The sequence below is a fragment of the Pseudodonghicola flavimaris genome (genome assembly GCF_030164425.1).
Classification (GTDB): Bacteria; Pseudomonadota; Alphaproteobacteria; order Rhodobacterales; family Rhodobacteraceae; genus Pseudodonghicola; species Pseudodonghicola flavimaris.
In genome coordinates, this window is record NZ_JASNJD010000009.1 from 109,468 (window position 1) to 132,368 (window position 22,901).

Below are 22,901 nucleotides of genomic sequence, written 5' to 3' on the forward strand. Positions count from 1 at the left end.
AACAATCTAAGAAGCCGGAAAGCGGACGACCTTTTTTGTCGCATGGGGGATCAGCCATGACCATCAAGACACCGAAATCCACAGGAACGACGCGCCGGGGCGCGCTGAAGACTCTGGCCGGCGGCGCCGCCGCGGCCACCAGCCTGCCGCTCTGGGCGCGCTATGCACAGGCGCAGACCTCCGAGCCGATCCGGGTCGGCTTCCAGATGCACCGCACCGGCATCGGCGCCGCCTATGGCCGTTGGTACGGCCGCACCACCGAGGCCGCCGCGCGGATCATCAACGAGGCGGGCGGCATCAATGGCCGACCGCTGGAAATCGTGGCCGAGGACGATGGCACCGATCCCAAGCGTGGCGCCGAGGTGGTCGAGAAATTCGCCACCCAGCTTAAATGCGATATCGGCTACGGCACGCTGTTCAGCCATGTGGTCGCTGGCTCCGCCCCCCGCGCGGGGGAGCTGAAACTGCCCTATTTCATCGTTTCCGAAGGCCATCAGCTGGCCTCCGGCGGGCTCAACCGCTATACCGTGCAACCCGGCATCACCGATGTGAAAAGCCAGGTGAAGGCGATGGCGCCCTTCGTCGCCTCGACGCTGGGCAAGAAGGTCACGATGATCTTCCCCGACTATGCCTTCGGCCACGATCACCGCGATTTCTTCTCCGAGGCGATCGAGGCGCAGGGCGGCGAAGTGGTGGCCAAGCTGGCGATCCCGCCGACCGAGACCTCCTTCACCAAGTATTTCCCCAAGATCCCGCGCGAGACCGAGGTGATCTATCACGTCATGGTCGGCCCCGCCGTGCTGACCTTCGTCAAGGAGATGGGCGAATTCTTCGGGCCGAGCCGGCCGGAGATGTTCGGCTTCATCGACAGTCTGGAGGCGGTCGACATCTCCAGCCCGGGGCTGGAGTTCCTCGAAGGCACCTATTTCTGGGAAGGCATGCCGCGCTATGCGCAGGCCGATCAGACGCCTTATGACAAGTTCTTCCGCGAACAGGTCGGTGTCGATGCCAATGGCGCCTCGGTGGCCGATCCCAAGGACGTGGCGACCTATGCGCATATGTTCGCCTGCTGGGAGACGCTCTTCGTCATCAAGGCGGGGATGGAGGCCGCGGGCTATCAGTCCTTCAAGGATCGCCCGGCGCTGATCGAGGCGGTCGAGGCGATGACCGAGATGCCGCAGTCGAACGAGCACCCGCAGGGGGCCAAGCTGTTCAACGGCAAGACCCACCAGGTGTTCGGGCCGCAGTACATCAGCCAGGTCACGGACGGTAAGCTGGTGGTGAAACACACGGCCTCGATCGAGGATACGCTCTATCCCGACGAGACCGACTACACCACGCAGTCGTTCTGATGGAGGTCCTGAGCCTCGCGCATCTGGTCTTTTTCGTGCCGGCGGCCATTCTGGTCGCCGCCACGCCGGGGGCCAATAACATGCTGTCGCTGGTCAACGGCATCCGCTCCGGGGCCGGGGCAACGGTGCTGAGCCTGTCTGGCCGCATGGCGGCATTCCTGCTGTTGCTGCTGGGGGTGTCTCTGGGGCTCGGGACGCTGTTTGAGACCTCGGCGCTGCTGTTCAGCGCCGTGAAATGGGCCGGGGTCGCCTATCTGGGATGGATGGGCGTCGCCATGATCCGCCGCGGTTCTCTCGGTCTGGCGCAGGCCGGGGCCGTCGGCGCGCGCAGCGCCGGGCGGATGGCGCGGCATGAGTTTCTGGTGGCGATCACCAACCCCAAGGCGGTGCTGCTGTTCACCGCCTTTCTGCCGCAGTTCGTGCTGCCGGGGGCGGCGTTTGCAGGCCAGCTCTGGGCGCTGGGGCTGATTTATCTGGCGATCGAATTCTCGGTGGCGAGCCTTTATGCCGCCACCGGCGCCCGGATGGGGCGGGTGGTGACCTCGCCCAGGCGTGAAACCTGGATGGCGCGGACCAGCGGCGCGGTGCTGCTGGCCATGGCCGGCCTGTTGGCCACGGCACGACGGGGCAGCTAGCAGACAGATGGATTTCGGACCTTACCTTTTGCTCGCCTCGCTTGAGGGCGCGGTGACCGCTGCTGTGCTGGCGCTGACCGCCGTCGGGCTCAGCCTTGTCTTCGGCGTCATGCGGGTGGTCAATGTCGCCCATGGCGAATTCTTCATGCTGGGCGCGGTTCTGGCCTGGTGGATCGCCAGCCATATCGGCGGCGATCCGGCGCTGGGTTTCATCGCCGCGCTGATCCTGGCGCCGCTGGCGGTGGGCGCGCTGGCGGCGCTGGCCGATATGACGATCCTGCGGCGGGTGAACTACGACCCCGAACGCACCATCGTGGCCACCATCGGCATTCTCTATATCCTGCAGCAGGTCACCCTGATGACCTATGGCCCCGAGGCCCGGCCGGTCGAGCCGCCGTTCAACAGCCGTCTGGCGCTGCCCTGGTTCGAATGGGGCGAGACCGGGTTGCAGATGTATTTCCCCTGGGGGCTGAGCACCACCAGCTACAAGCTCTTCGTCATTGCCGCCGCGGCGGCGGTTCTGATGGGCGTCTGGGCGCTGATGGCGCGCACCCGGATCGGCCTGCTGATGCGGGCCACCCAGCTGGATCGCGACATGGCGCTGGCCTTCGGCATCCCGGTCGAGCGGGTCTATGCCATGGTCTTCGGTCTCGGCGGGGCGCTGGCGGCGCTGGGAGCGGTGCTGATCGTGCCGATCCAGCAGGCGCATTACCTGATGGGGGGCGATCCGCTGCTGCTGTCCTTTATCGTGGTGATCATCGGCGGCCTGGGCAGCCTGCCCGGCACGGTGGTCGCCGCCATCCTGATCGGCCTCTCCGACGGGATCATCTCGGTCTTCTTCTCGCCGACGCTGGCCAAGATCCTTGCCACCCTGCTGGTAGCGCTGGTTCTGGTGTTCCGGCCCGAGGGCCTTTTCGGGATGAAAACACGATGAGCGAGACCACCAAGATCGTTGCCCTGCACGGTGGGCTGCTGGTGCTGCTGGTGACGCTGCAGTTCCTGCTGCCGGCCTATCACCACGGCAACCTGGCCCGCATCATGGTGCTGGCGAGCTTCGCCATCGGCTATAACGTGATGTTCGGCTATACCGGTCTGCTCAGCCTCGGCCATGCGCTGTTCTTCGCCGCCGGCATGTACGGCATGGGGCTGGCGGTGCAATATGCCGGCGCCGGTCCGGTGGTGGCGCTGCTGGCGGGGCTCGCCGTCTCGGTCGTGGTGGCGCTGGTCGTGGGTCTGCTGGCGCTGCGCACTGCCGGGGTCGGCTTCATGATCGTGACGCTGATGTTCGCCCAGGCCGGCTATCTGACCATCCTCTATTTCACCACCTGGACTCGCGGCGACGAGGGGCTGGTGCTGCAGCAGGCGCAGCGGACGATCGGAAGCCTCGACCTGTCGCAGCCGGGGCCGCGCTATTTCGCGGCGCTGCTGCTGTTCGCGATCTGCTTTCTGGTGACGCTGTGGATGGTGCGGGCGCCCTTCGGCAAGGTGCTGATCGCCATCCGCGAGAACGAGGAACGCGCCCGCATGCTGGGCTATGACGTGTTCCGCTACAAACTCGCGGCGGTGGTGATCTCCGGCACGCTTTGCGGATTGTCCGGGGCCGCCTACGGGCTTCTCTTCGGCTATGTCGGGGCGACCTTCGCCTCGGTGCAATATTCGATCTTCCCGCTGCTCTGGGTGCTGCTGGGGGGCGCCGGCACGGTGATCGGGCCGCTGGTCGGGACGCTCTTCATGTTCTACCTGATCGATCTCTCCAGTTCGGTGACCAGTGCCTATATGCTGGTGGCCGGCGTGGTGCTGGTGCTGCTGACGCTCTTCGCGCCGCAGGGGCTGGTGGGCGAGCTGCGTGCCCGGGTCTGGAGGTGGCTGCCATGAGCCTGCTGTCCACCCGCGGCCTGTCGCGCAGCTTTTCCGGCCTGCGCGCGGTGCATGAGGTCGATTTCGCCCTGCCCGAGGGCGAAATCCGCGCCCTGATCGGCCCGAACGGCGCCGGCAAGACCACTTTCGTCAGCCTGCTCTGCGGTCGCATCCCGCCCAGCTCGGGCCAGGTGATCTTCGACGGGCAGGACATCTCTGCCCTGCCGGCGCACCGGCGCATCGCACTGGGTATGGCCTATACCTTCCAGATCACCTCGGTGTTCTCACGGCTCAGCGTCTATGAAAACGTCGCCTTGGCGGCGCGGCGCCGGGTGGCCGGCCGCGCTGCGGTCGATCGGGCGGTGATGCGGGCGCTGGAGCAGGCGGGCTTGCACGATCGCCCCGATCAGGCCGCCGGCGATCTGAGCTATGGTCACCAGCGTCTGCTGGAAATCGCCATGGGGCTGGCGCAGGCGCCGCGCCTGCTGATCCTCGACGAGCCGACCCAGGGCCTGGCCGACAGCGAAGTCGCCGCTTTCAAGGCGCTGATCCGCGAGCTCAAGGCGACCACCACCATTCTGCTGATCGAACATAACATGAGCGTGGTGATGGAGACCGCCGACCGGGTCACGGTGCTGAACTTCGGTGAAATCCTGGCCGAGGGCACGCCGCAGCAGATCCACGCCAACGCGGAGGTTCAGGCCGCTTATCTGGGGACCGGATGATGCTGGAACTCGACAAGATCAACGCCGGCTACGGTCGCGCCCAGATCCTGCGCGACCTGAGCCTGACCGTCGCGCCCGGTGAAATCCTGTGCCTGCTGGGCCGCAACGGCGCCGGCAAGACCACGACGATGAAGGCGATCATGGGTCTGTTGCCGCTGATGTCGGGGACGGTCCGGCTGGCGGGGGCCGAGATCAGCGCGCTGCCCGCCCATAAGGTGGCGGGGCGGGGCATCGGCTATATCCCGCAGGGCCGCCGGCTTTTCGGCGAGCTGACGGTGGCGCAGAACCTTGAGATCGGGCTGCGCGCCGGCGCCTCGGGCCCCGAGGTGCTGGAAGATGCGCTGCAGCTGTTCCCGCGGCTGCGCGAGCGGCTGGCCCAGCGGGCGCAGACACTGTCGGGGGGCGAGCAGCAGATGCTGGCCACCGCCCGCGCGCTCTGCCTGCAGCCGCGCATCCTGCTGCTGGACGAGCCGACCGAGGGGCTGCAGCCGTCGATGATCGCGGCGATCCGCGATGTCACCACGCTGATGCGCGACCGTGGCGTCGGCATCCTGCTGGTCGAACAGGGGGTCGACGCGGTGCTTTCGGTCGCCGACCGGGTGGCCTTCATCGAGAACGGCCGCAATCTGGAAACGCTGGAGGCGGAGGCGCTGCGGCGCGATCCCAGGCTGATCTCGAAGCATCTCGGCGTGTGAAATGCGCCTGCCCGGGGCCAGGCCGGGGCAGGGGGCTCCGCCCCCCGCGCTGCGCGCTCCCCCCGGAGTATTTTCGCAGAGAAGAACTGCGGGGCGCCGGGTTTTCGCCCCGGGCCTTCTTCTCTGTCCAAATACTCCCGCCGGAGGCATGGCGCGGAGCGCCATTGAGGCTCAGGTCAGTTTTTCGAGCAGGCGCAGGAAAGTCGCGCGCTCGTCCTCGTCCAGCGGCTCCAGCGTCGCGGCGGTGATCTCATGCGCGGCGGGCACCAGCCGGGCATAGAGCGCGCGGCCCTCCGCGGTGGGGGTCAGGGTGCGGCGGCGCTGATCCTCCGGGTCGGGGGCGGCATCCACCAGGTCACGTTTGCGCAGCCGGTCGATCACCCCTTTGATGGTGGCTGCGTCCATCGCGGTGGCGCGGCCGAGGGCGTTCTGAGTCGCCTGCCCCAGCTCGCAGAGCTTCGCCAGCGCGGCGAATTGGGTCGAGGTCAGATCGGGGATGCCGCGGGCGAACAGCGCCAGATGCCGCTGGTTGGCGCGGCGCAGCAGAAAGCCCACCTGGGGATCGAGCCGGTAGCTGGGCAGATTGTCATCGCTCGGGCTCATCCGGCACCGCCTTTCGGGCACGTTTTGTTGACAGCGTGGGGCTGCTGCCCCAAAATCCGTTTGTATACTAACAATAATCCTGTCCAACAGCGAGGGTGTGGCCATGAGCCTGTATCTGCGCCCCAGCGAATTGCAAGAGGCGCTCGCCGCTTTGGCGGAGGCGCCAGTGACGATTGCGGCCGGTTGCACGGATCTGTTCCCGGCGACCGAGGCGCCGGCGCTGTCCGGGCCGGTGCTGGATATCACCGCGATCGGCGCACTGCGCGGCATCGTCCGGACGGCGGCGGGCTGGCGGATCGGTGCCACCACCAGCTGGACCGAGATCGCCGGGGCCGATCTGCCTGCCGGATTCGACATGCTGCGGCAGGCGGCGCGGCAGGTCGGCGCACTGCAAATCCAGAATGCCGGGACCATCGCCGGAAACCTCTGCAATGCCTCTCCTGCCGCCGACGGGGTGCCGCCGCTGCTGGCGCTCGGGGCGGAGGTGGAGCTGGCCTCCGCCCGGGGAACGCGGCGGTTGCCATTAGCGGCCTTTCTTCAGGGGCCGCGGCGCACCGCCCGGCAGGCCGATGAGCTGATGGTCGCGGTTCATGTGCCGGCAGAGGCCGGGCAGGGCGCCAGCCGGTTCCTCAAGCTCGGCGCGCGGAACTCTCTGGTCATCTCCATCGCCATGGTGGCGGTACGGGTGGCGGCGGCGGAGGGGCGCGCCACCGAAGTCGCGCTGGCTGTCGGTGCCTGCGGGCCGCTGGCGGTCCGGCTGCCCGGGGCAGAGGCGGCGCTGCACGGGGTGTCGCTGGCCGATCTGGCGGCGGCCCTGCCGGCGGCGGAGGTGGCGGCGGCCCTGGCGCCGATCGACGATATCCGTGCTGACGCGGCGTATCGGGTGACAGCGGCGGACGAGTTGCTGCGCCGGGGTTTGGCAGAGGTCGCGGAGGCTTTGGCATGAAGGATGCAGCGGGCATCACGGTGACGGTGAACGGCACCCCCACGGTTCTGGGGGTTGCCCCGGGGCGGCGGCTGTCCGAGGCGCTGCGCGAGGAGCTGGGTCTGCGCGGCACCAAGGTCGGCTGCGACGCCGGCGATTGCGGCGCCTGTACCGTTCTGCTGGACGGTGCCCCGGTCTGCGCCTGCCTGACCCCGTCGGTTCAGGCCGAGGGGCGCGATCTGCGCACCGTCGAGGGGCTTGCGGAGATCCGGTCAGAGTTGCAGGCGGCCTTCCTGCGTCATGGTGCGGCGCAATGCGGCATCTGCACGCCGGGCATGCTGATGGCGGCGGCGGCGCTTTTGCAGGCCAATGCGGCGCCGACCCGGGCCGAGGTGGAAACCGCGCTGGGGGGCGTGCTCTGCCGTTGCACCGGCTATGCCAAGATCGTCACCGCGATCCTGGATGCCGCCGGTCAGGGGCTGCGACCGGCGCCGCAGGCGGCGCCGGCGGCGGGCCAGGCGGTGGGGGCGCGGATCGAACGGTTGGACGGCGGTCCCAAGGTCGATGGGCGCGAGGCCTTCGGCGCGGATATCGCGCCGGAGCGGGCGCTCTGGGTCCGGGCGGTGCGGGCGCCGCATTTCGCCGCGCGCTTCAGCCTCGGCGATGTCACCGGTTGGGCAGCGGCCAGGGGGGTGATGGTCTTCACCGCGGCGGATATGCCGGGGCGTAACCTCTTCGGGGTCATCCCCGATTGTGCCGATCAGCCGGCGCTGGCCGCAGGGCGGATCCGGATGCGGGGGGAGGCCGTCGCCGCGATCGCCGGAGAGCGGGCGCGGGTCGAGGCGCTGTCCTTCGACGATTTCCCGGTGGACTGGCAGGAGGAGACTGCGCTGCTCGACCCCGCGGCGGCGCGGGCGGGTGGGGCGGCGCTGCTGCATGCCGACCGGCCGGAGAATATCCTGATCGGCGGGCTGGTTCACAGCGGCGATCCCGAGGCGGGGCTGGCCGCCGCGGCGCATGTGGCCGAAGGCGCGGCGGAGACCCCCTTTGTCGAACATGCCTATATCGAGCCTGAGGCCGGTGCCGCCTGGATGGAGGCCGGCACGCTGGTCATTCAGGCCTGCACCCAGGCGCCGGTGATGGATCGCGACGATATTGCCGGGCTGATGGGGTTGCCGCCGGAGCAGGTTCGGGTGATCCCTTCGGCCATCGGCGGCGGCTTCGGATCGAAGCTCGACCTGTCGTTGCAGCCGCTGATCGGGCTGGTGGCGCTGAAGACCGGGCGGCCGGCGCGGATGATCTATTCCCGCCGCGAGAGCATGGCCACGACCACCAAACGGCACCCGGCGCGGATGACCGCGCGGGCGGGGGTCGATGCGGCGGGCCGGTTGCTGGCGATGGAGTTCGACGGCGACTTCGACACCGGCGCCTATGCCAGCTGGGGCCCGACCGTGGCGGTACGGGTGCCGGTGCATGCCTCCGGCCCCTACCGGATCCCGAATTACCATGCCGAGGCACGGGCGGTGCACACCAACGGGCCGCCTTCGGGTGCGTTTCGCGGCTTCGGGGTGCCGCAGGCGGGTATTCTGCAGGAAACCCTGTTCGACGATCTGGCGGAGCGGGCGGGCATGGACCGGCTGGCCTTTCGCCGTCTCAACGCGCTTCGGGACGGTGATCGCAGCGTTTGCGGGCAGGAGATGCAGGGCGTCGGCATCGGCGATTGTCTGGAGGCGCTGCAACAGCCCTGGGACGAGGCGCTGGCGGCGGCCGAGGCCTTCAATGCCGCGCATGAAGGGCTGCGCCGGGGCGTCGGCGTCGCCTCCTGCTGGTATGGCTGTGGCAACACCGGCATGCCGAACCCCTCGACCATGCGGCTGGGGATCACCGTGGGCGGCCGGCTGCGGTTGCACCAGGGGGCGACAGATATTGGCCAGGGATCGAATACGGTGATCCCGCAGATCTGTGCCGATGCGTTGGGGGTGCCGCTGGACCAGTTCGATTTCGTCGGCCCCGATACCGCGCTGACGCCGGATGCCGGCAAGACCTCGGCCTCGCGCCAGACGGTGGTGTCGGGCAATGCGGCGCTGAAGGCGGGGCAGGCGTTGCGGGCCAGGCTGCTGGCGATGACCAATATGGGGGCGGCGGCGGAGATCGGTTTCGCCCCCGGGGTGGTCATCGTCTCCGACGGGGCGCAGCGGCGGCAGATCGACCTCAAGGCGCTGCCGGTCGATGCCCATGGCTATGCGATCGCGGTGGAGGAAAGCTACGACCCGCCGACCGAGGCGCTGGACGAGAATGGTCAGGGCCGTCCCTATGCCGTCTATGGCTATGGTGCCCATCTGGCGGAGGTCGAGGTGGATATGACCCTGGGCACCGTCCGGGTGATCCGGCTGACCGCGGCGCATGATCTGGGCCAGGTGATCAACCCGCTGCTGGCCGAGGGGCAGATCGAGGGCGGCGTGGCGCAGGGGCTGGGTCTGGCGCTGATGGAGGAATTCATTCCGGGCCGGACCGAGAACCTGCACGATTACCTGATCCCCACGGTTGGCGACATGCCGGAGATCCGACCGATCCTGATCGAAACGCCGGACCCCGAGGGCCCCTATGGCGCCAAGGGTCTGGGCGAACACGCGCTGATCCCCACCGCGCCGGCGATCCTGAACGCGATCCGCCATGCCAGCGGCGCCAAGGTTACCCGGCTGCCGGCGCTGCCGCATCGGGTTCTGGCGGCCATCCGGGAGGCGCGGGGATGAGCGGGAGACTCACCAACACAGGCAGAGAAGGAAGGTCGGGCGCGGCCCGGCGTAACCGCCGGGCGGAGCAGTTGATCAGCGTGCCCCCGGTTTCTCAGGAGGTGCACCCATGACGGAGCGCGCCGAACGCCCCCGTGAGGAGAAGATCCGCTGCGATGCCTGCCCGGTGATGTGCTATATCGCTGAGGGCCGCGCCGGCGCCTGTGACCGCTATGCCAATCAGGGCGGCCGCATTGTCCGCTGCGATCCGCTCACCGTGCTGGACCGCCGTATCGCCAAGGGCGATGAAATCCGCCCCTTCCTCAAGGCCGAATGGGACGGGGCGCTGCTGAAGGATGACGATCTTTTCGTCACCGCGGTGGGCGCCGGCACCACCTATCCCGATTACAAGCCCGCCCCCTTCATCGTCTCGCGCGCGGTCGATGGGGCCGATTTCGTCACCGTGGTGACCGAGGCGATCTTTTCCTACTGCGGGGTGAAGGTGAAGATCGACACCGACCGTCACCTGGGCCACGAGGGCGCGGTGATCCGCGCCGGGGGTGAGGTGGTGGGGCTGATGATCACCTCGGAATACGGCTCGCAGATGATGTCCCTGGGCGGGGTCGATCACCTCACTGGCGGGTCGAAACCGGAAGGGCGCGTCACCTGCGACACCCTCATGCGGCTCTGTAACCGCGAGGCGGTGGAGCTGGAGGTCGAGGGCGGCGCCACCGTCGTCGTGCAGGCCGGCCAGCCGCCCATCGTCGATGGCCACCGCGAGGAAAGGATGCGGGTCGGCTGCGGTTCTGCCACCATCGGCATGTTCGCATCGCAATGGCAGGGGCTGGTCGATGAGGTGGTGGTGGTCGACGATCACATCACCGGCGTGGTCAGCGAACATCAGGCAGGCAAGGTGCTGGGCTGGCCGGACACCGGCATCAAGATCAACGGCCGCCGGTCCACGCCGGGGCGCTATTTCCAGGTGGCCGATCCTGGGCTGGGCTGGGGCGGCACCGATATCACCGATCCGCTGACCATCCTCGGCGTCTGGAACCCGAAGAAGGGTGCGCGCCCGGGGCTGAGCCTGCTGATGGTCTCCACCACCGGGGAGCAATACGGATACTACGTGCTCGACGCCGAGCTGGTGCCGCAGCCGCAACCGCTGCCCGAGACACTGAAACCCTCGGTCGATCTGATCGCCGAGAATTGCGAACCCGCGCTCTGCACGGTGATGTTCATGGGGGGTGCCGGCGGTTCCCTGCGCTCGGGGGTGACGAAGAACCCGGTGCGGCTGACCCGCTCGGTTCAGGCGGACCGTACCCGGGTGACGGTGGGCGGTGCGCCCGCCTATGTCTGGCCTGGCGGCGGTATCACCATCATGGCCGATGTGACCCGGATGCCGGATAACGCCTTTGGCTATGTGCCCACCCCGGCCATCGTGGCACCGCTGGAATTCACCCTGTCGCGCGCCGAATACCGGGCGCTTGGCGGCCACGATGATCGCGCCCGCGCGGTGGAGGATATCCTTGAGCACGGCGGCGACTACGGTGCCGATGTCCGGGCGGTGCCCCCCGGCGACAAGGCGGGCTGAACGGTGAGCGGCCCGCAGATCGCCTTTCTGCCCGACGGGCGGCGGCTGCACCTGCAGCACGGGCCGATCGACCTGATCATCGATGCCGAAGGGCCGGGACGCGCCGCCGCGCTGCGCGCCGCGGCGACCCGGTTCGAGACGGTGCTGGAGGAGCTGGTGGCGGAACTTTCCCTTCTGCGCGCCCCGGTCGGCCCCCGCCCCGGGGGGGAGATCGCCCGCGTCATGCAGGCCGCCACGCATCCCTTCGCCGCCGAGGTGATCACCCCGATGGCCGCCGTCGCCGGGGCGGTGGCCGAGGCGGTGCTGGCGGCGATGACCGGGGCCGGCGCGCTGACCCGCGCCTATGTCAACAACGGCGGCGATATCGCCCTGCACCTCGCCCCGGGTCAGAGCTTTGCCGCCGCCATCGTCTCCGACAGGTCCGGCGCGGTGCCGGCCCGGGCGCGGATCCCGGCGGCGAGCCCGGTGCGCGGCATCGCCACCTCCGGCCGTCACGGCCGCAGCCATTCCCTCGGTATCGCCGACAGTGTCACCGTGCTGGCGGCCACTGCCGCCGCCGCCGATGCCGCCGCCACCATGATCGCCAATGCGGTGGACCTGCCGGGCAACCCGAAAGTCCGGCGTTGCCCGGCCCGCGCGCTTGCTCCGGACAGCGATCTGGGCGATCGGCTGGTGACCACCGGCCTCGATCCCCTGACCCCGGCGGAGGTGGCCCGGGCGCTGGCCCGGGGGCGTGGCTTTGCCGCGTACTGCCTTGAGCGGGGGTTGATCCACGCCGCGCTGCTCCACCTCGCCGGCCAGAGCCTGACGCTCGGCGCGGCTGACCTCATCTCATCGAAGGACCCCTGCCATGCCTGAGTTTCCGCTGCGCAAGACGATGATCTTCATCGAGGATATCCACCACGATGGCGGCCCGCCCCCGGCACTGCCCCGCCGCCGCGCCGCCATCGTCGCAGTGGTGAAGAACCCCTTTGCCGGCCGCTACGTCGCCGATCTGCAACCGGCGATGGAGGATCTCAAACCCCTGGGCCTGATGATGACCGACCGGCTGATCGAGGCGATGGGCGGGGTCGAGGGCATCGACGGCTACGGCAAGGCCGGGCTCGCCGGCGAGGCGGGAGAGCTGGAGCATACCGCGCTCTGGCATGTGCCGGGCGGCTACGCCATGCGCGCCAGGCTGGGCGAGGCCAAGGCGATCGTGCCCTCGGCGATGAAGGTGGGCGGCACCGGCACCCGGATCGACGTGCCGCTCGGCCATATCAACGCGGCTTACGTGCGCAGTCATTTCGACGCGATGGAGGTCGGTGTGCCGGACGGCCCGCGCGCCGATGAACTTCTCTTTGCCCTGGCGATGAGCCGGGGCGGCCGCATCCATGACCGGATGGGCGGGCTCACCGTGGCGGAGGTCAGGGGCGAAGACGGGTTGCGCTGAGCCGCCGCCCGACAGATTCCGCTCCGCCACGGTCTTTTTCTGGCCGGAAATATCCTGGGGGACTCGCCGCAGGCGAGGGGGGCAGCGCCCCCGTTCCTCCGGTGGCCGGTGTCAGCTGCGCCAGTCGAAGAAGCCCCGCCCGGCCCGCTCCAGCAGTTCGCGGGCCAGTGCCTCGCCAAGGGCGGCGCCATCGGCGACCGGCCCGCTGCGCTCTCCGGCGATCGCCTCGGAACCATCGGGACGCAGGATCTCGCCGCGCAGCCGCAAGCCGCCCTCCACCAGGTCCGCCAGCCCGGCAATCGGGGTTTCGCAGGAACCGTCCAGGGTGGCGAGAAAGGCGCGCTCGGCGCCCAGCCGCGCCGCGGTCGGGGCATCGTGGATCGCCGCCAGCATCCCGGCCACCCGGCTGTCTTCGGCGCGCCGCTCGATGCCGATGGCACCCTGGGCCACCGCCGGCAGCATGTCCTCGGTGGCGATCGGGGTGGCGGGCACGTCGCTGCGGCCCAGCCGGTTCAGCCCGGCCATGGCGAGGAAGGTGCAATCAGCGACACCGTCGCCGAGCTTCTTCAGCCGGGTTTGCACATTGCCACGGAACTCCACCACTCTCAGATCGGGCCGCCGGTTCAGGAGCTGGGCCCGGCGCCGGAGGCTGGAGGTGCCGGCCACCGCGCCCTGCGGCAGATCGGCCCAGCCGCGGAGCCCGGGCGAGACGAAGGCGTCGCGCACGTCCTCGCGCGGCAGGTAGCAGTCCAGCAGCAGCCCCTCCGGCTGCGCCACCGGCATGTCCTTCATCGAATGCACCGCGATGTCGATGCCGCCGGCGATCAGCTGCTCCTCGATCTCCTTGGTGAACAGCCCCTTGCCCCCCAGCGTCTTCAGCGCGGTATCCCGGGCGATCAGCGCGGCATCGTCGCCGGTGGTCTTGATCACCACGATCTCGAAGGCGGCCTGCGGCAGATCGAAGGCTGCGGCCAGCCGGTCGCGGGTTTCATGGGCCTGGGCCAGCGCCAGGGGCGAGCCGCGGGTGCCGATCCGGAGCGGCGCGGCGGGAGAGGGCAGATCGATTTTCATGTCTTCCCCTTTAATCTCGGGGTCGCAGGCTGACAACCGCGGGGTTGACAATCGGGCGCCTGACAGGGACCGGTAGCCCAGTTGCGAGAGAGGACGACCATGGCCACGGAAAAGACATTGCTGCGCGCGCTGAAGGGCGAGGTGCTGGAGGTGCCGCCGATCTGGATGATGCGGCAGGCCGGACGCTATCTGCCGGAATACCGTGCCACCCGGGCCAAGGCCGGGGATTTCCTGTCGCTCTGTTATACCCCCGATCTGGCGGCAGAGGTGACGCTGCAGCCGATCCGCCGCTATGGCTTCGACGCGGCGATTCTCTTCGCCGATATCCTGCTGGTGCCGCAGGCGCTGGGGGCGGATCTGTGGTTCGTGACCGGCGAGGGGCCACGGCTGTCGACGATCACCGCTGCGGCGGATTTCGAGGCGCTGAAACCGGCCGATGCGATTCACGAGACGCTGGCGCCGGTCTATGAAACCGTCCGCATCCTGGCGCGTGAGCTGCCTGCGGAAACCACGCTGATCGGTTTCGCCGGTGCGCCCTGGACGGTGGCCACCTATATGATCGCCGGTCGTGGCACCCCGGCGCAGGAACCGGCGCATGCGCTGCGCGAGGCCAACCCGGCGCTCTTCGACGCTCTGATCGCGCGGATCACCGAGGCGACGATCGAATACCTCTCGGCGCAGATCGAGGCCGGTGCGGAGGTGGTGAAGCTTTTCGACAGCTGGGCCGGATCGCTGACCGGCGCGGCTTTCGACAAATACGCGGTGGAGCCGGCGCGGGCGATCACCGCGGCGCTGAAGGCACGCCATCCACAGGTGCCGGTGATCGGCTTCCCGCGCGGCGCCGGCGAGAAATACGCGGGCTTCGCCCGTACCACCGGCGTCGATTGCGTCGCGCTGGATCAGGCGGTGGATGCGACCTGGGCTGCGGCCCATGTGCAGATCGACGGCTGCGTCCAGGGCAACCTGGCGCCCGAGCATATGGTGACCGGTGGTGCTGCCCTGGTGGCGGAGACCCGGCGCATCGTCGAGGCTTTCTCTGGCGGGCCGCATATCTTCAACCTCGGCCATGGCATCACCCCGGACGCCGATCCGGAGAACGTGGCGCTGATGGTGGAGACGGTGCGGAGCACGCGTCGCGGCTGATCCCGGATTTGCCGGCCGCTCGCGGAAGAGACCCGCGGGAGCCTCCGGCGGGAGTATTTGCAGCAGAGAAGAAGGGCACGCGCGCCTGCTTCTTCTCTGCCCAAATACTCAATGTCAGACCTCGGGGCCGGGCGCAGCGTCGGTGCCGTCCTCGATCCGCTGGCGGAAGGCGCGCGGTGGCAGGCCGGTGCCGCGGGTGAAGACGCGGGAGAAATGCGCCGGGTCCGAATATCCAAGTTCATAGCCGATCTGTGCGGCGCTGAGAGTGGTGTAGATCAGCAGCCGCCGCGCCTCGCGCAGGCTGCGTTCGGCGATCAGGGCCGAGGCCGGACGGCCGGTGGCCCGGCGGATCACCCGGTTCAGATGAGTGGGCGAGACGGCGAGGCGGGCGGCATAGTCCGCCACCGGCAGGCGCTGGCGATAGTGCTGTTCGACGAGCGCCTCGAACCGGCGCAGGAGCGGTGTTTCGGCATGCGGATCGGGAGGCGCCTGATCAGCATGGATCGCCCGCGCCACCAGCCCCAGCAGTGCCCCGGCCTGCGAGCGCAGGATCTGCGCCCGGGCGAAATCGCGGTTGTGATATTCGGTCAGGATCCGCCGCGCCAGTGTGGCCAGTTCCGGCGGCAGCTGCACCGCGCGCGGGCTGGAGAGCGGCTGGCGCAGGCCTTCGCGGTCATGCAGCGCCTCATCCATCAGATCGGCGCTGAGCGTGATCACCCAGCCCTCGGTGCCCTGCTGGAAGCGGAAGCCGTGGACAAAGCCGCGCGGCATGTTGAGGAGCACCGGCGGAGTGAGGGGCAGGGTCCGGTCCTCGATCCGGGCGCTGCCGCCGCCGGACTGCAGCATCAGCACCTGATGCAACCGGGCGTGGCGGTGCGGCCGCAGTTCCCAGCCGTAGAGCTGGGAGCGTTCGTGAATCGTCTCGCAATGCACCACATCGGGCACTTCGGCGGTTTCGCCGAACAGATTGTAATTTCGGATCGCGGTGTTGTCGATGGGCGCGGACATGTTCGAAATGTACAAGAAGTTGCGCAGTGGATCCATTCCGCATTGCGCCTTTCGAGGGCATGCTCCGGCCAGAGAAGGAGGAGCACCCATGACACAATCCCGGAAAACCAAGGTCGGTATCATTGGCGGCGGCCCGTCGGGTCTGCTGCTGTCGCAGCTGCTGGACCTGAAGGGAATCGACAATGTCGTGCTGGAAAAGCACAGCCGCGATTACGTGCTGGGGCGGATTCGGGCAGGCGTTCTGGAGCATGGTTTCGCCGCGCTGATGCGCGAGGCGCAATGCGGCGAGCGGATGGATCGCGAGGGCGAGATTCACGAGGGTTTCTTCATCGCCCATGACGGGGTGAAGGACCGGGTCGATCTGCACAAGCATACCGGTGGCAACTCCGTGATGGTCTATGGCCAGACCGAGCTGACCCGCGATCTTTACGAGGCGCGCGACAAGATGGGCGGCGAGGTGATCCACGAGGCGCTGGATGTGACGCCGCACGATCTGACCTCGGACGCGCCCTGGCTGACCTATCGGCTGGGCGACGATCAGTACCGGATCGATTGTGACTACATCGTCGGCGCCGACGGGTTCCACGGGGTCAGCCGCAAGTCGATTCCGAAAGAGGTGCTGACCGAATACGAGAAGGTCTATCCCTTCGGTTGGCTGGGGGTGTTGTCGCGCACCAAGCCGGTGTCGCCCGAACTGATCTATGCCAAGACGGAGCGGGGCTTCGCGCTCTGTTCGCTGCGCAGCCAGGTGCTGAGCCGCTATTACATCCAGGTGCCCTTGACCGACCGGGTCGAGGACTGGTCGGACGAGGCCTTCTGGGCCGAACTGAAGGCGCGGCTGCCGCAGGATGTGGCGGAGGCCTTGATCACCGGGCCGAGTATCGAGAAATCCATCGCGCCGCTGAGAAGCTTCGTGGCCGAACCGATGCGCTATGGCAATCTGTTCCTGGCGGGCGACGCCGCCCATATCGTGCCGCCGACCGGCGCGCGCGGGCTGAATTCGGCGGCCTCGGATATCTATTACCTCTACCACGCGCTGATGGATCACTACCTGAAGGGCGATGACGCGGGGCTGGAGAGCTACTCCGAAAAGGCGCTGGCGCGGGTCTGGAAGGCGCAGCGGTTCTCCTGGTGGATGACCTCGATGCTGCACAGCTTTCCGGAGAATTCCACCTATGACCGGCGGCTGCAGCAGACCGAGCTGGAGTATCTGATGTCCTCCGAGGCGGCGATGACCTCGCTGGCGGAGAATTACGTCGGGCTGCCGTTCTGAGGCGGGTGGGGGAGGGGGCGCTGCCCCCCTCGCCTGCGGCGAGTCCCCCGGGATATTTGGCTCCAGGTCGAAGCGGGCAGCGGGACCTTCGCGGGCCCGTTGCGGCGTCACTTGGCGAAGAGCTGGCCGAGGTCGCGGAACGCCTTGAGTTCGATGGCATTGCCGGCGGGGTCGGTGAAGAACATCGTGGCCTGTTCGCCCGGCTCGCCCTTGAAGCGGATGTAGGGGGCGATGACGAATTCGGTGCCGGCGGCGGTCAGCCGGTCGGCGGCGGCCTGCCAGTCCTCCATCGTCATCACCAGGCCGAAGTGGCGCACCGGGACACCATGGCCGTCGACCGCATTGGTCTGGGCGGCGCCGACCTCTGCCGGGGCGAGATGGGCGACGATCTGATGGCCGAAGAAGTCGAAATCGACCCAGTCGGGGGAGCTGCGGCCCTCACCGCAGCCGAGGACGCCCTTGTAGAAGGCGCGGGCGGCCTCGAGGTCATCGACCGGGAAGGCGAGGTGAAAGGGGCGCAGCGGCTGGTCGGTCATGGGAAAGCTCCGTCAGGTGGTCTGCGCCTGCCATAGCCGCTTTGGCCGGGCGGGGGAACGGGGTGTCTCAGCGTTGTGACAGGGCCCAGTTCGGGTTGATCCAGGGTTCGGCATTCTCGGGGGCCAGTGGTGCCCGGCCGAGGATGTGATCGGCGGCCTTCTCGCCGACCATGATCGAGGGGCCGTTGAGGTTGCCGTTGGTGATCTGCGGGAACACCGAACTGTCGGCCAGGCGGAGCCCGTCGACCCCGATCACCCGGGCCTGCGGATCGACCACCGCCATCGGATCGTCGGCCCGGCCCATCCGCGCGGTGCCGCAGGGATGATAGGCGCTTTCGGCGTGTTCGCGGATGAAATCGTTCAGCGCGGCATCGGTCTCGACCTGGGCGCCGGGCTGGATTTCGTGACCGGCGAAGGGCTTGAAGGCTTCCTGCGCGAAGATTTCCCGGGTCAGCCTGATGCAGGCGCGGAAATCGGTCCAGTCGTCCTCGTGGCTCATGTAGTTGAAGACGATCTTCGGCGCTGCCATCGGATCGGCAGAGGCGAGGCTGACGGCGCCGCGGCTTTTCGAACGCATCGGGCCGACATGGGCCTGGAAGCCATGACCCTCGGCGGCGGCCTGACCGTCATAGCGTACGGCGATGGGCAGGAAGTGGTACTGGATATCGGGGTATTTCACCCCGGCGCGCGAGCGGATGAAGCCGGCGCTTTCGAACTGGTTGGAGGCGCCGGGCCCCTTTTTGGTCAGCATCCACTGAGCGCCGACCCAGGCCTTGCCTAGGGGATTCCAGTATTTGTAGAGGCTCACCGGCTGAGTCGCGGCCATCTGCAGATAGAGCTCAAGATGATCCTGCAGGTTCTGGCCGACGCCGGGGCGATCGGCCAGAACCGGGATGCCGTGTTCGGCCAGATGCGCCGCCGGGCCGATCCCCGACAGCATCAGGAGTTTCGGCGAGTTGATCGAGGAGGCGGCGAGGATCACCTCCCGCCGGGCGGTGATCACCTCGACCCGGCCCTTGCGGAGTACCTCGACGCCGGTGGCGCGGCCGTTCTCGATCACCACGCGGCGGGCGAAAGCGCGGATCAGATCGCAGGTGTCGCGCTGCAGGGCGGGCTTCAGATAGGCCTCTGCCGCGGACCAGCGGCGGCCCTGCCAGATGGTCGCCTCCATCGGGCCGAAGCCTTCCTGCTGCTCGCCGTTGTAGTCGTCGGTGACCGGGTAGCCGGCCTGCTGCCCGGCTTCGACAAAGGCACGGGTCAGCGGGTTGTCGCGCTTGCCGCGGGTGACATGCAGCGGGCCGGACCGGCCGCGCCAGGCGGGATCGCCGCCATGATCGCCGTCATGCCAGCTTTCCATCCGCTTGAAATATGGCAGCACATCGGCATAGGACCAGCCCTGCGCTCCCATTTCGGCCCAGGTGTCGTAGTCGCAGGCATGGCCACGGACATAGACCATGCCGTTGATCGAGGACGATCCACCGATCACCTTGCCACGCGGGGTGGCGAGCCGGCGGTTGCCCAGGAACGGTTCCGGCTCGGACCGATAGCCCCAGTCATAGGTCTTCATGTTCATCGGGTAGGAGAGCGCGCCGGGCATTCGGATGAAGGGGCCGGCGTCGCTGCCGCCGTGTTCGATGACGAGAACCGAGGCGCCGGCCTCGGACAGCCGGTAGGCCATGGCACAGCCGGCAGAGCCGGCGCCGACGATGACGAAATCCGCTTCCATCGGTCTGCTCCTCAGTAGGGGGCTTCGGTGGCGCCGAGCGCGACGTAGACGGATTTGAGCTGCGAATAATGTTCGATCGCCGCCCAGCCGTTTTCGCGCCCGAAGCCCGAGGCCTTGACGCCGCCAAAGGGCATTTCCACCGGCGTCAGGTTGTAGGTGTTGATCCAGGTGGTGCCGGCCTTCAGTTGCCCGATCACCCGGTGGGCGCGGCTCAGATCGGCGGTGAACACACCGGCGGCTAGGCCGAACTGGGTGTCGTTGGCGCGCGCGATCACCTCTTCCTCCGCCTCGAAGTCGAGAACCGCCATGACCGGGCCGAAGATCTCTTCTCGCGCGATGGTCATCTGGTCGGTGACATCAGCGAAGACGGTAGGTTCGACGAAACAGCCGTTCAGATCGGCGCGGTGGCCGCCGGTGATCAGGCGGGCGCCTTCGGTCTTGCCGATCTCGATATAGGAAAGCACCTTTTCCATCTGGGCGGTGCTGATCAGCGGGCCGAAATTCACCGCCTCGTCCAGCGGATCGCCCATTACCACGCCCTGCAGCCGTTCGGTCAGCCGGGCCAGGAATTTCTCCTTGATGCCCTTCTGCACGAAGACGCGGGTGCCGTTGGAACAGATCTGGCCGGAGGAATAGAAATTCCCCAGGATCGCGCCGGAGATGGCGTTTTCGATATCGGCGTCGTCGAAGACGATCAGCGGGGATTTGCCGCCCAGTTCCATCGTCACATGCTTCAACCCCTCGGCGGCTGCGGTATAGACCCGGCGGCCGGTGGGGACGGAACCGGTAAGGGAGACCTTGGCGACCCGGGCGTCGGTGGAGAGCGCGGCCCCGACCGGCCCCATGCCCTGAACCACGTTGAAGAGGCCCGCGGGCGCTCCGGCCTCGATCAGGATTTCAGCCAGTTTCAGCGCCGAAAGCGGCGTCATTTCAGAGGGTTTGAACACCATGGCATTGCCGCAGGCCAGCGCCGGAGCGGCCTTCCAGCTGGCGATCTGGATCGGGTAGTTCCAGGCGCCGATGCCGACGCAGACACCCAGCGGCTCCCGCACGGTGAAGGCGAAATCGCCCCCCAGCGGAATATGCTCTCCGGTCAGCCCGGCAGCGATGGAGCCGAAATGCTCCAGCGCATCGGCGCCGCTGGCGGCATCGGCGACCAGGGTTTCCTGCAGCGGCTTGCCGGTGTCCTGGGTTTCCAGAACGGACAGATCGCGGTTGCGGGCGCGCATGATCTCGGCGGCGCGGCGCAGCACCCGGCCACGCTCCTTTCCGCTGCGCGCGGCCCAGTCGGTCTGGGCCCGGGTCGCGGCCTCCAGCGCCTGATCGATCAGCGCCGGTGTCGCGGCATGGAGCCGGGCGATTTCGGCACCGGTCACCGGCGAGATGACGGCAATGGGATCGCCTGCGGTATCCTCGACATAGCGTCCGTCGATGAAATGGCTGGCGGGCGGTTGGCAGGATGCGGTCATGGCAAACGGGGTCTTTCTGCTGGGGCAGGGAGGGCTGCCCGGAATTTGAGGCGTTGGACTCCTTTAGACCGCAAATTGATTGACTGGTCAATCAATAGCGTTGCGAGAATCTGAAAACTATGGTTCTTAGACGTAATCACAGCAAAACGGGGAGTATTCAGATGTTCAAACAAACACTCTCGGCCTTCGCGCTGACCGCCGTGGCGAGCCTGGCTCAGGCCGATTGCGGCGAGGTGCGGTTTTCCGATGTGGGCTGGACCGATATCACCGCCACCACCGCGGCGACCACCACGGTGCTTGAGGCGCTGGGCTACAAGACCGACGTCAAGGTTCTGTCGGTGCCGGTGACCTACACCTCGCTCGCCAAGGGCGATATCGATGTCTTCCTGGGCAACTGGATGCCGACGATGGAGGCCGATATCGCGCCCTATCGCGAGGCCGGCACCGTCGATACCGTGCGTGCCAACCTCAAGGGCGCCAAATACACGCTGGCCACCAACAAGGCCGGCGCCGATATGGGGATCACCTCCTTCGCGGCGATCGCAGATCATGGCGACGCGCTGGACGATACCATCTATGGCATCGAGCCGGGCAATGACGGCAACCGGCTGATCATGGACATGATTGCGGCCGATGCCTTCGGTCTGAAGGACTTCGACGTCAAGGAGAGCTCGGAGCAGGGGATGCTGGCGCAGGTTGCGCGGGCCGATCGCAAGGGCGAGCCGATCGTCTTTCTGGGTTGGGAACCGCATCCGATGAACGCCAACTTCGCCATGACCTATCTGTCGGGTGGTGACGACTGGTTCGGTCCCGATTTCGGCGGTGCGACGGTTTATACCAACACCTCCGCCGGCTATGTCGAAAGCTGCCCGAACGTTGGCAAGCTGCTGACCAACCTCGAATTTTCCCTCGCCATGGAAAACGAGATCATGGGCGCGATCCTGAACGACGGCGCCAAGCCTGAGGCCGCCGCCAAGACCTGGTTGGCGGCGCACCCCGACGTGCTGGGCCCCTGGCTGGATGGTGTGACGACCCAGGATGGCGGCGACGCCATGGCCGCGGTGAAATCGGCGCTGGGGCTCTAATCCCGCACTGACGTTCCCTCAACGCGACGCGGCGGCGCCCGGGCGGGCCGCGTCGCACACCGACCCGGCTGCGCGAGGCCCTCGTCCAGAGGGCGGACCGGCCGACAGCCGCCCGGCGGCGCATCGGTGGCCACTGGGGCAGGGCCCCCGGGACAGCAGCCGCGGCCTTCGCGCGGCGCGAGACAGATATCACGAGACAAGGCGACCTGAATGGACTGGCTGACAGAGCGAAAGATACCGATTGGCGACGCGGCAGAGGGGTTCTTCCTCTGGCTTCAGGATCATGGCAGCTGGTTCTTCGACGGGCTGGCCTCGGGGATCGAGGGGCTGATCGAGGGGATCCTCTGGGTGCTGCAGACGCCGCCGCCGCTGCTGGTCATCGCGGTCTTCGTGGCGATCACCTGGGGGCTTCAGCGCAACTGGAAGACCTGCCTGTTCGTCGCGCTGGGATTTCTGTTCATTCTCAATCAGGATTACTGGGAGGAGACCACCGAAAGCTTGACGCTGGTGCTGTCGGGCTGTGTCTTCTGCATGGCGCTGGGGGTGCCCATCGGCATCGCTGCGGCGCATCGACCCGGGCTCTATCGCGTGCTGCGGCCGATTCTCGACCTGATGCAGACGCTGCCCACCTTCGTCTATCTGATCCCGGCCATCGTGTTCTTCGGCATCGGCATGGTGCCGGGGCTGATCGCCACGGTGATCTTCGTGGTGCCGGCGCCGATCCGGTTGACCCATCTCGGCATCTCCTCGACCCCGAAGGCGCTGCTGGAGGCGGCGCAGGCCTTTGGCGCGACCAACCGCCAGACGCTCTATAAGGTCGAACTGCCCTATGCGCTGCCGCAGATCATGGCCGGGCTGAACCAGACCATCATGCTGTCGCTGTCGATGGTGGTGATCGCGGCGCTGGTGGGCGCCGACGGGCTGGGTGTGCCGGTGCTGCGGGCGATCAACACGGTCAATATCTCCCTTGGGTTCGAAAGCGGATTCATCATCGTGGTGCTGGCGATCATGCTGGACCGCATCCTGCGGATGGAGCGCTGAGC

Annotated in this window: 21 protein-coding genes; 15 read left to right on the top strand and 6 right to left on the bottom strand. The window is 67.8% G+C overall.

Annotated elements, in window-relative coordinates; all coding sequences use genetic code 11:
• The first annotated feature begins 56 nt into the window (after nucleotides 1-56).
• The 6 genes from QO033_RS13630 to QO033_RS13655 are packed head-to-tail and all read left to right on the top strand — an operon-like array spanning nucleotide 57 to nucleotide 5,264.
• Nucleotides 57-1,352, top strand: a complete 1,296-nt coding sequence (locus QO033_RS13630; protein ID WP_284481526.1) for an ABC transporter substrate-binding protein — start codon at nucleotides 57-59, stop codon at nucleotides 1,350-1,352.
• On the top strand, nucleotides 1,352-1,987 hold the full coding sequence (locus tag QO033_RS13635) for a LysE family translocator (protein ID WP_284481527.1): 636 nt from the start codon (nucleotides 1,352-1,354) through the stop codon (nucleotides 1,985-1,987). The genes QO033_RS13630 and QO033_RS13635 overlap by 1 nt, the downstream gene beginning before the upstream one ends.
• 7 nt (nucleotides 1,988-1,994) lie before the next feature.
• Complete coding sequence (locus QO033_RS13640; protein ID WP_284481528.1) at nucleotides 1,995-2,921, top strand: branched-chain amino acid ABC transporter permease; 927 nt, start codon at nucleotides 1,995-1,997, stop codon at nucleotides 2,919-2,921.
• The gene (locus tag QO033_RS13645; protein ID WP_284481529.1) at nucleotides 2,918-3,862 is read left to right on the top strand and encodes a branched-chain amino acid ABC transporter permease; all 945 of its coding nucleotides are present in this window, start codon (nucleotides 2,918-2,920) and stop codon (nucleotides 3,860-3,862) included. The genes QO033_RS13640 and QO033_RS13645 overlap by 4 nt, the downstream gene beginning before the upstream one ends.
• Nucleotides 3,859-4,569 (top strand): ABC transporter ATP-binding protein, encoded by a 711-nt coding sequence (locus QO033_RS13650; protein WP_284481530.1) that lies wholly within the window; start codon nucleotides 3,859-3,861, stop codon nucleotides 4,567-4,569. Before QO033_RS13645 ends, QO033_RS13650 begins: the two co-directional genes overlap by 4 nt.
• Nucleotides 4,569-5,264 carry an ABC transporter ATP-binding protein gene (locus tag QO033_RS13655; RefSeq protein ID WP_284481531.1) on the top strand — a complete coding sequence of 232 codons (696 nt, stop codon included), beginning with the start codon at nucleotides 4,569-4,571 and terminating at the stop codon, nucleotides 5,262-5,264. The genes QO033_RS13650 and QO033_RS13655 overlap by 1 nt, the downstream gene beginning before the upstream one ends.
• Before the next feature lie 171 nt (nucleotides 5,265-5,435).
• Here QO033_RS13655 and QO033_RS13660 read toward each other — a convergent pair whose 3' ends face one another.
• Nucleotides 5,436-5,867 (bottom strand): MarR family winged helix-turn-helix transcriptional regulator, encoded by a 432-nt coding sequence (locus QO033_RS13660; RefSeq protein ID WP_284481532.1) that lies wholly within the window; start codon nucleotides 5,865-5,867, stop codon nucleotides 5,436-5,438.
• Between the two features lie 103 nt (nucleotides 5,868-5,970).
• Between QO033_RS13660 and QO033_RS13665 the strand changes: the two genes are divergently transcribed.
• The 5 genes from QO033_RS13665 (at nucleotide 5,971) to QO033_RS13685 (ending at nucleotide 12,547) form a co-directional block, all read left to right on the top strand.
• Entirely contained in the window at nucleotides 5,971-6,813 is an 843-nt protein-coding gene (locus QO033_RS13665; RefSeq protein ID WP_284481533.1) for an FAD binding domain-containing protein, read from the top strand.
• The gene (locus QO033_RS13670) at nucleotides 6,810-9,545 is read left to right on the top strand and encodes a molybdopterin-dependent oxidoreductase (protein WP_284481534.1); all 2,736 of its coding nucleotides are present in this window, start codon (nucleotides 6,810-6,812) and stop codon (nucleotides 9,543-9,545) included. Before QO033_RS13665 ends, QO033_RS13670 begins: the two co-directional genes overlap by 4 nt.
• A 109-nt stretch (nucleotides 9,546-9,654) precedes the next feature.
• Nucleotides 9,655-11,115 (top strand): 6-hydroxynicotinate reductase, encoded by a 1,461-nt coding sequence (locus QO033_RS13675; RefSeq protein ID WP_284481535.1) that lies wholly within the window; start codon nucleotides 9,655-9,657, stop codon nucleotides 11,113-11,115.
• A 3-nt stretch (nucleotides 11,116-11,118) separates the two neighbouring features.
• Complete coding sequence (locus QO033_RS13680; RefSeq protein WP_284481536.1) at nucleotides 11,119-11,973, top strand: UPF0280 family protein; 855 nt, start codon at nucleotides 11,119-11,121, stop codon at nucleotides 11,971-11,973.
• Nucleotides 11,966-12,547: an amino acid synthesis family protein gene (locus tag QO033_RS13685; RefSeq protein WP_284481537.1), complete on the top strand. Its 582-nt coding sequence runs from the start codon at nucleotides 11,966-11,968 to the stop codon at nucleotides 12,545-12,547. The genes QO033_RS13680 and QO033_RS13685 overlap by 8 nt, the downstream gene beginning before the upstream one ends.
• Nucleotides 12,548-12,658: 111 nt before the next feature.
• Here QO033_RS13685 and hemC read toward each other — a convergent pair whose 3' ends face one another.
• On the bottom strand, nucleotides 12,659-13,618 hold the full coding sequence (hemC, locus tag QO033_RS13690) for a hydroxymethylbilane synthase (protein WP_284481538.1): 960 nt from the start codon (nucleotides 13,616-13,618) through the stop codon (nucleotides 12,659-12,661).
• A 99-nt stretch (nucleotides 13,619-13,717) separates the two neighbouring features.
• On the opposite strand from hemC, the gene hemE reads away from it, so the two are divergent.
• Nucleotides 13,718-14,761 carry a uroporphyrinogen decarboxylase gene (hemE, locus tag QO033_RS13695; protein ID WP_284481539.1) on the top strand — a complete coding sequence of 348 codons (1,044 nt, stop codon included), beginning with the start codon at nucleotides 13,718-13,720 and terminating at the stop codon, nucleotides 14,759-14,761.
• Nucleotides 14,762-14,875: 114 nt separating this feature from the next.
• Here hemE and QO033_RS13700 read toward each other — a convergent pair whose 3' ends face one another.
• Nucleotides 14,876-15,769, bottom strand: coding sequence for a helix-turn-helix domain-containing protein (locus tag QO033_RS13700; RefSeq protein WP_284481540.1), 894 nt, complete (start codon nucleotides 15,767-15,769; stop codon nucleotides 14,876-14,878).
• A gap of 88 nt (nucleotides 15,770-15,857) precedes the next feature.
• Here QO033_RS13700 and pobA point away from each other — a divergent pair, with 88 nt between their 5' ends.
• Nucleotides 15,858-17,042, top strand: coding sequence for a 4-hydroxybenzoate 3-monooxygenase (gene pobA, locus QO033_RS13705; RefSeq protein ID WP_284481541.1), 1,185 nt, complete (start codon nucleotides 15,858-15,860; stop codon nucleotides 17,040-17,042).
• A gap of 107 nt (nucleotides 17,043-17,149) precedes the next feature.
• Here the strand turns inward: pobA and QO033_RS13710 are convergent, their stop codons facing one another.
• The 3 genes from QO033_RS13710 to betB form a co-directional block, all read right to left on the bottom strand.
• Complete coding sequence (locus tag QO033_RS13710; RefSeq protein ID WP_284481542.1) at nucleotides 17,150-17,578, bottom strand: VOC family protein; 429 nt, start codon at nucleotides 17,576-17,578, stop codon at nucleotides 17,150-17,152.
• Between the two features lie 67 nt (nucleotides 17,579-17,645).
• A complete protein-coding gene (betA, locus tag QO033_RS13715; RefSeq protein WP_284481543.1) occupies nucleotides 17,646-19,304 on the bottom strand; it encodes a choline dehydrogenase in 1,659 nt (552 codons plus the stop codon).
• A gap of 11 nt (nucleotides 19,305-19,315) precedes the next feature.
• The gene (gene betB, locus QO033_RS13720; protein WP_284481544.1) at nucleotides 19,316-20,773 is read right to left on the bottom strand and encodes a betaine-aldehyde dehydrogenase; all 1,458 of its coding nucleotides are present in this window, start codon (nucleotides 20,771-20,773) and stop codon (nucleotides 19,316-19,318) included.
• A gap of 161 nt (nucleotides 20,774-20,934) precedes the next feature.
• Here betB and choX point away from each other — a divergent pair, with 161 nt between their 5' ends.
• Nucleotides 20,935-21,858: a choline ABC transporter substrate-binding protein gene (gene choX / locus QO033_RS13725; protein WP_284481545.1), complete on the top strand. Its 924-nt coding sequence runs from the start codon at nucleotides 20,935-20,937 to the stop codon at nucleotides 21,856-21,858.
• A gap of 210 nt (nucleotides 21,859-22,068) precedes the next feature.
• On the top strand, nucleotides 22,069-22,899 hold the full coding sequence (gene choW, locus QO033_RS13730) for a choline ABC transporter permease subunit (protein WP_284481546.1): 831 nt from the start codon (nucleotides 22,069-22,071) through the stop codon (nucleotides 22,897-22,899).
• Nucleotides 22,900-22,901 lie beyond the last annotated feature (2 nt).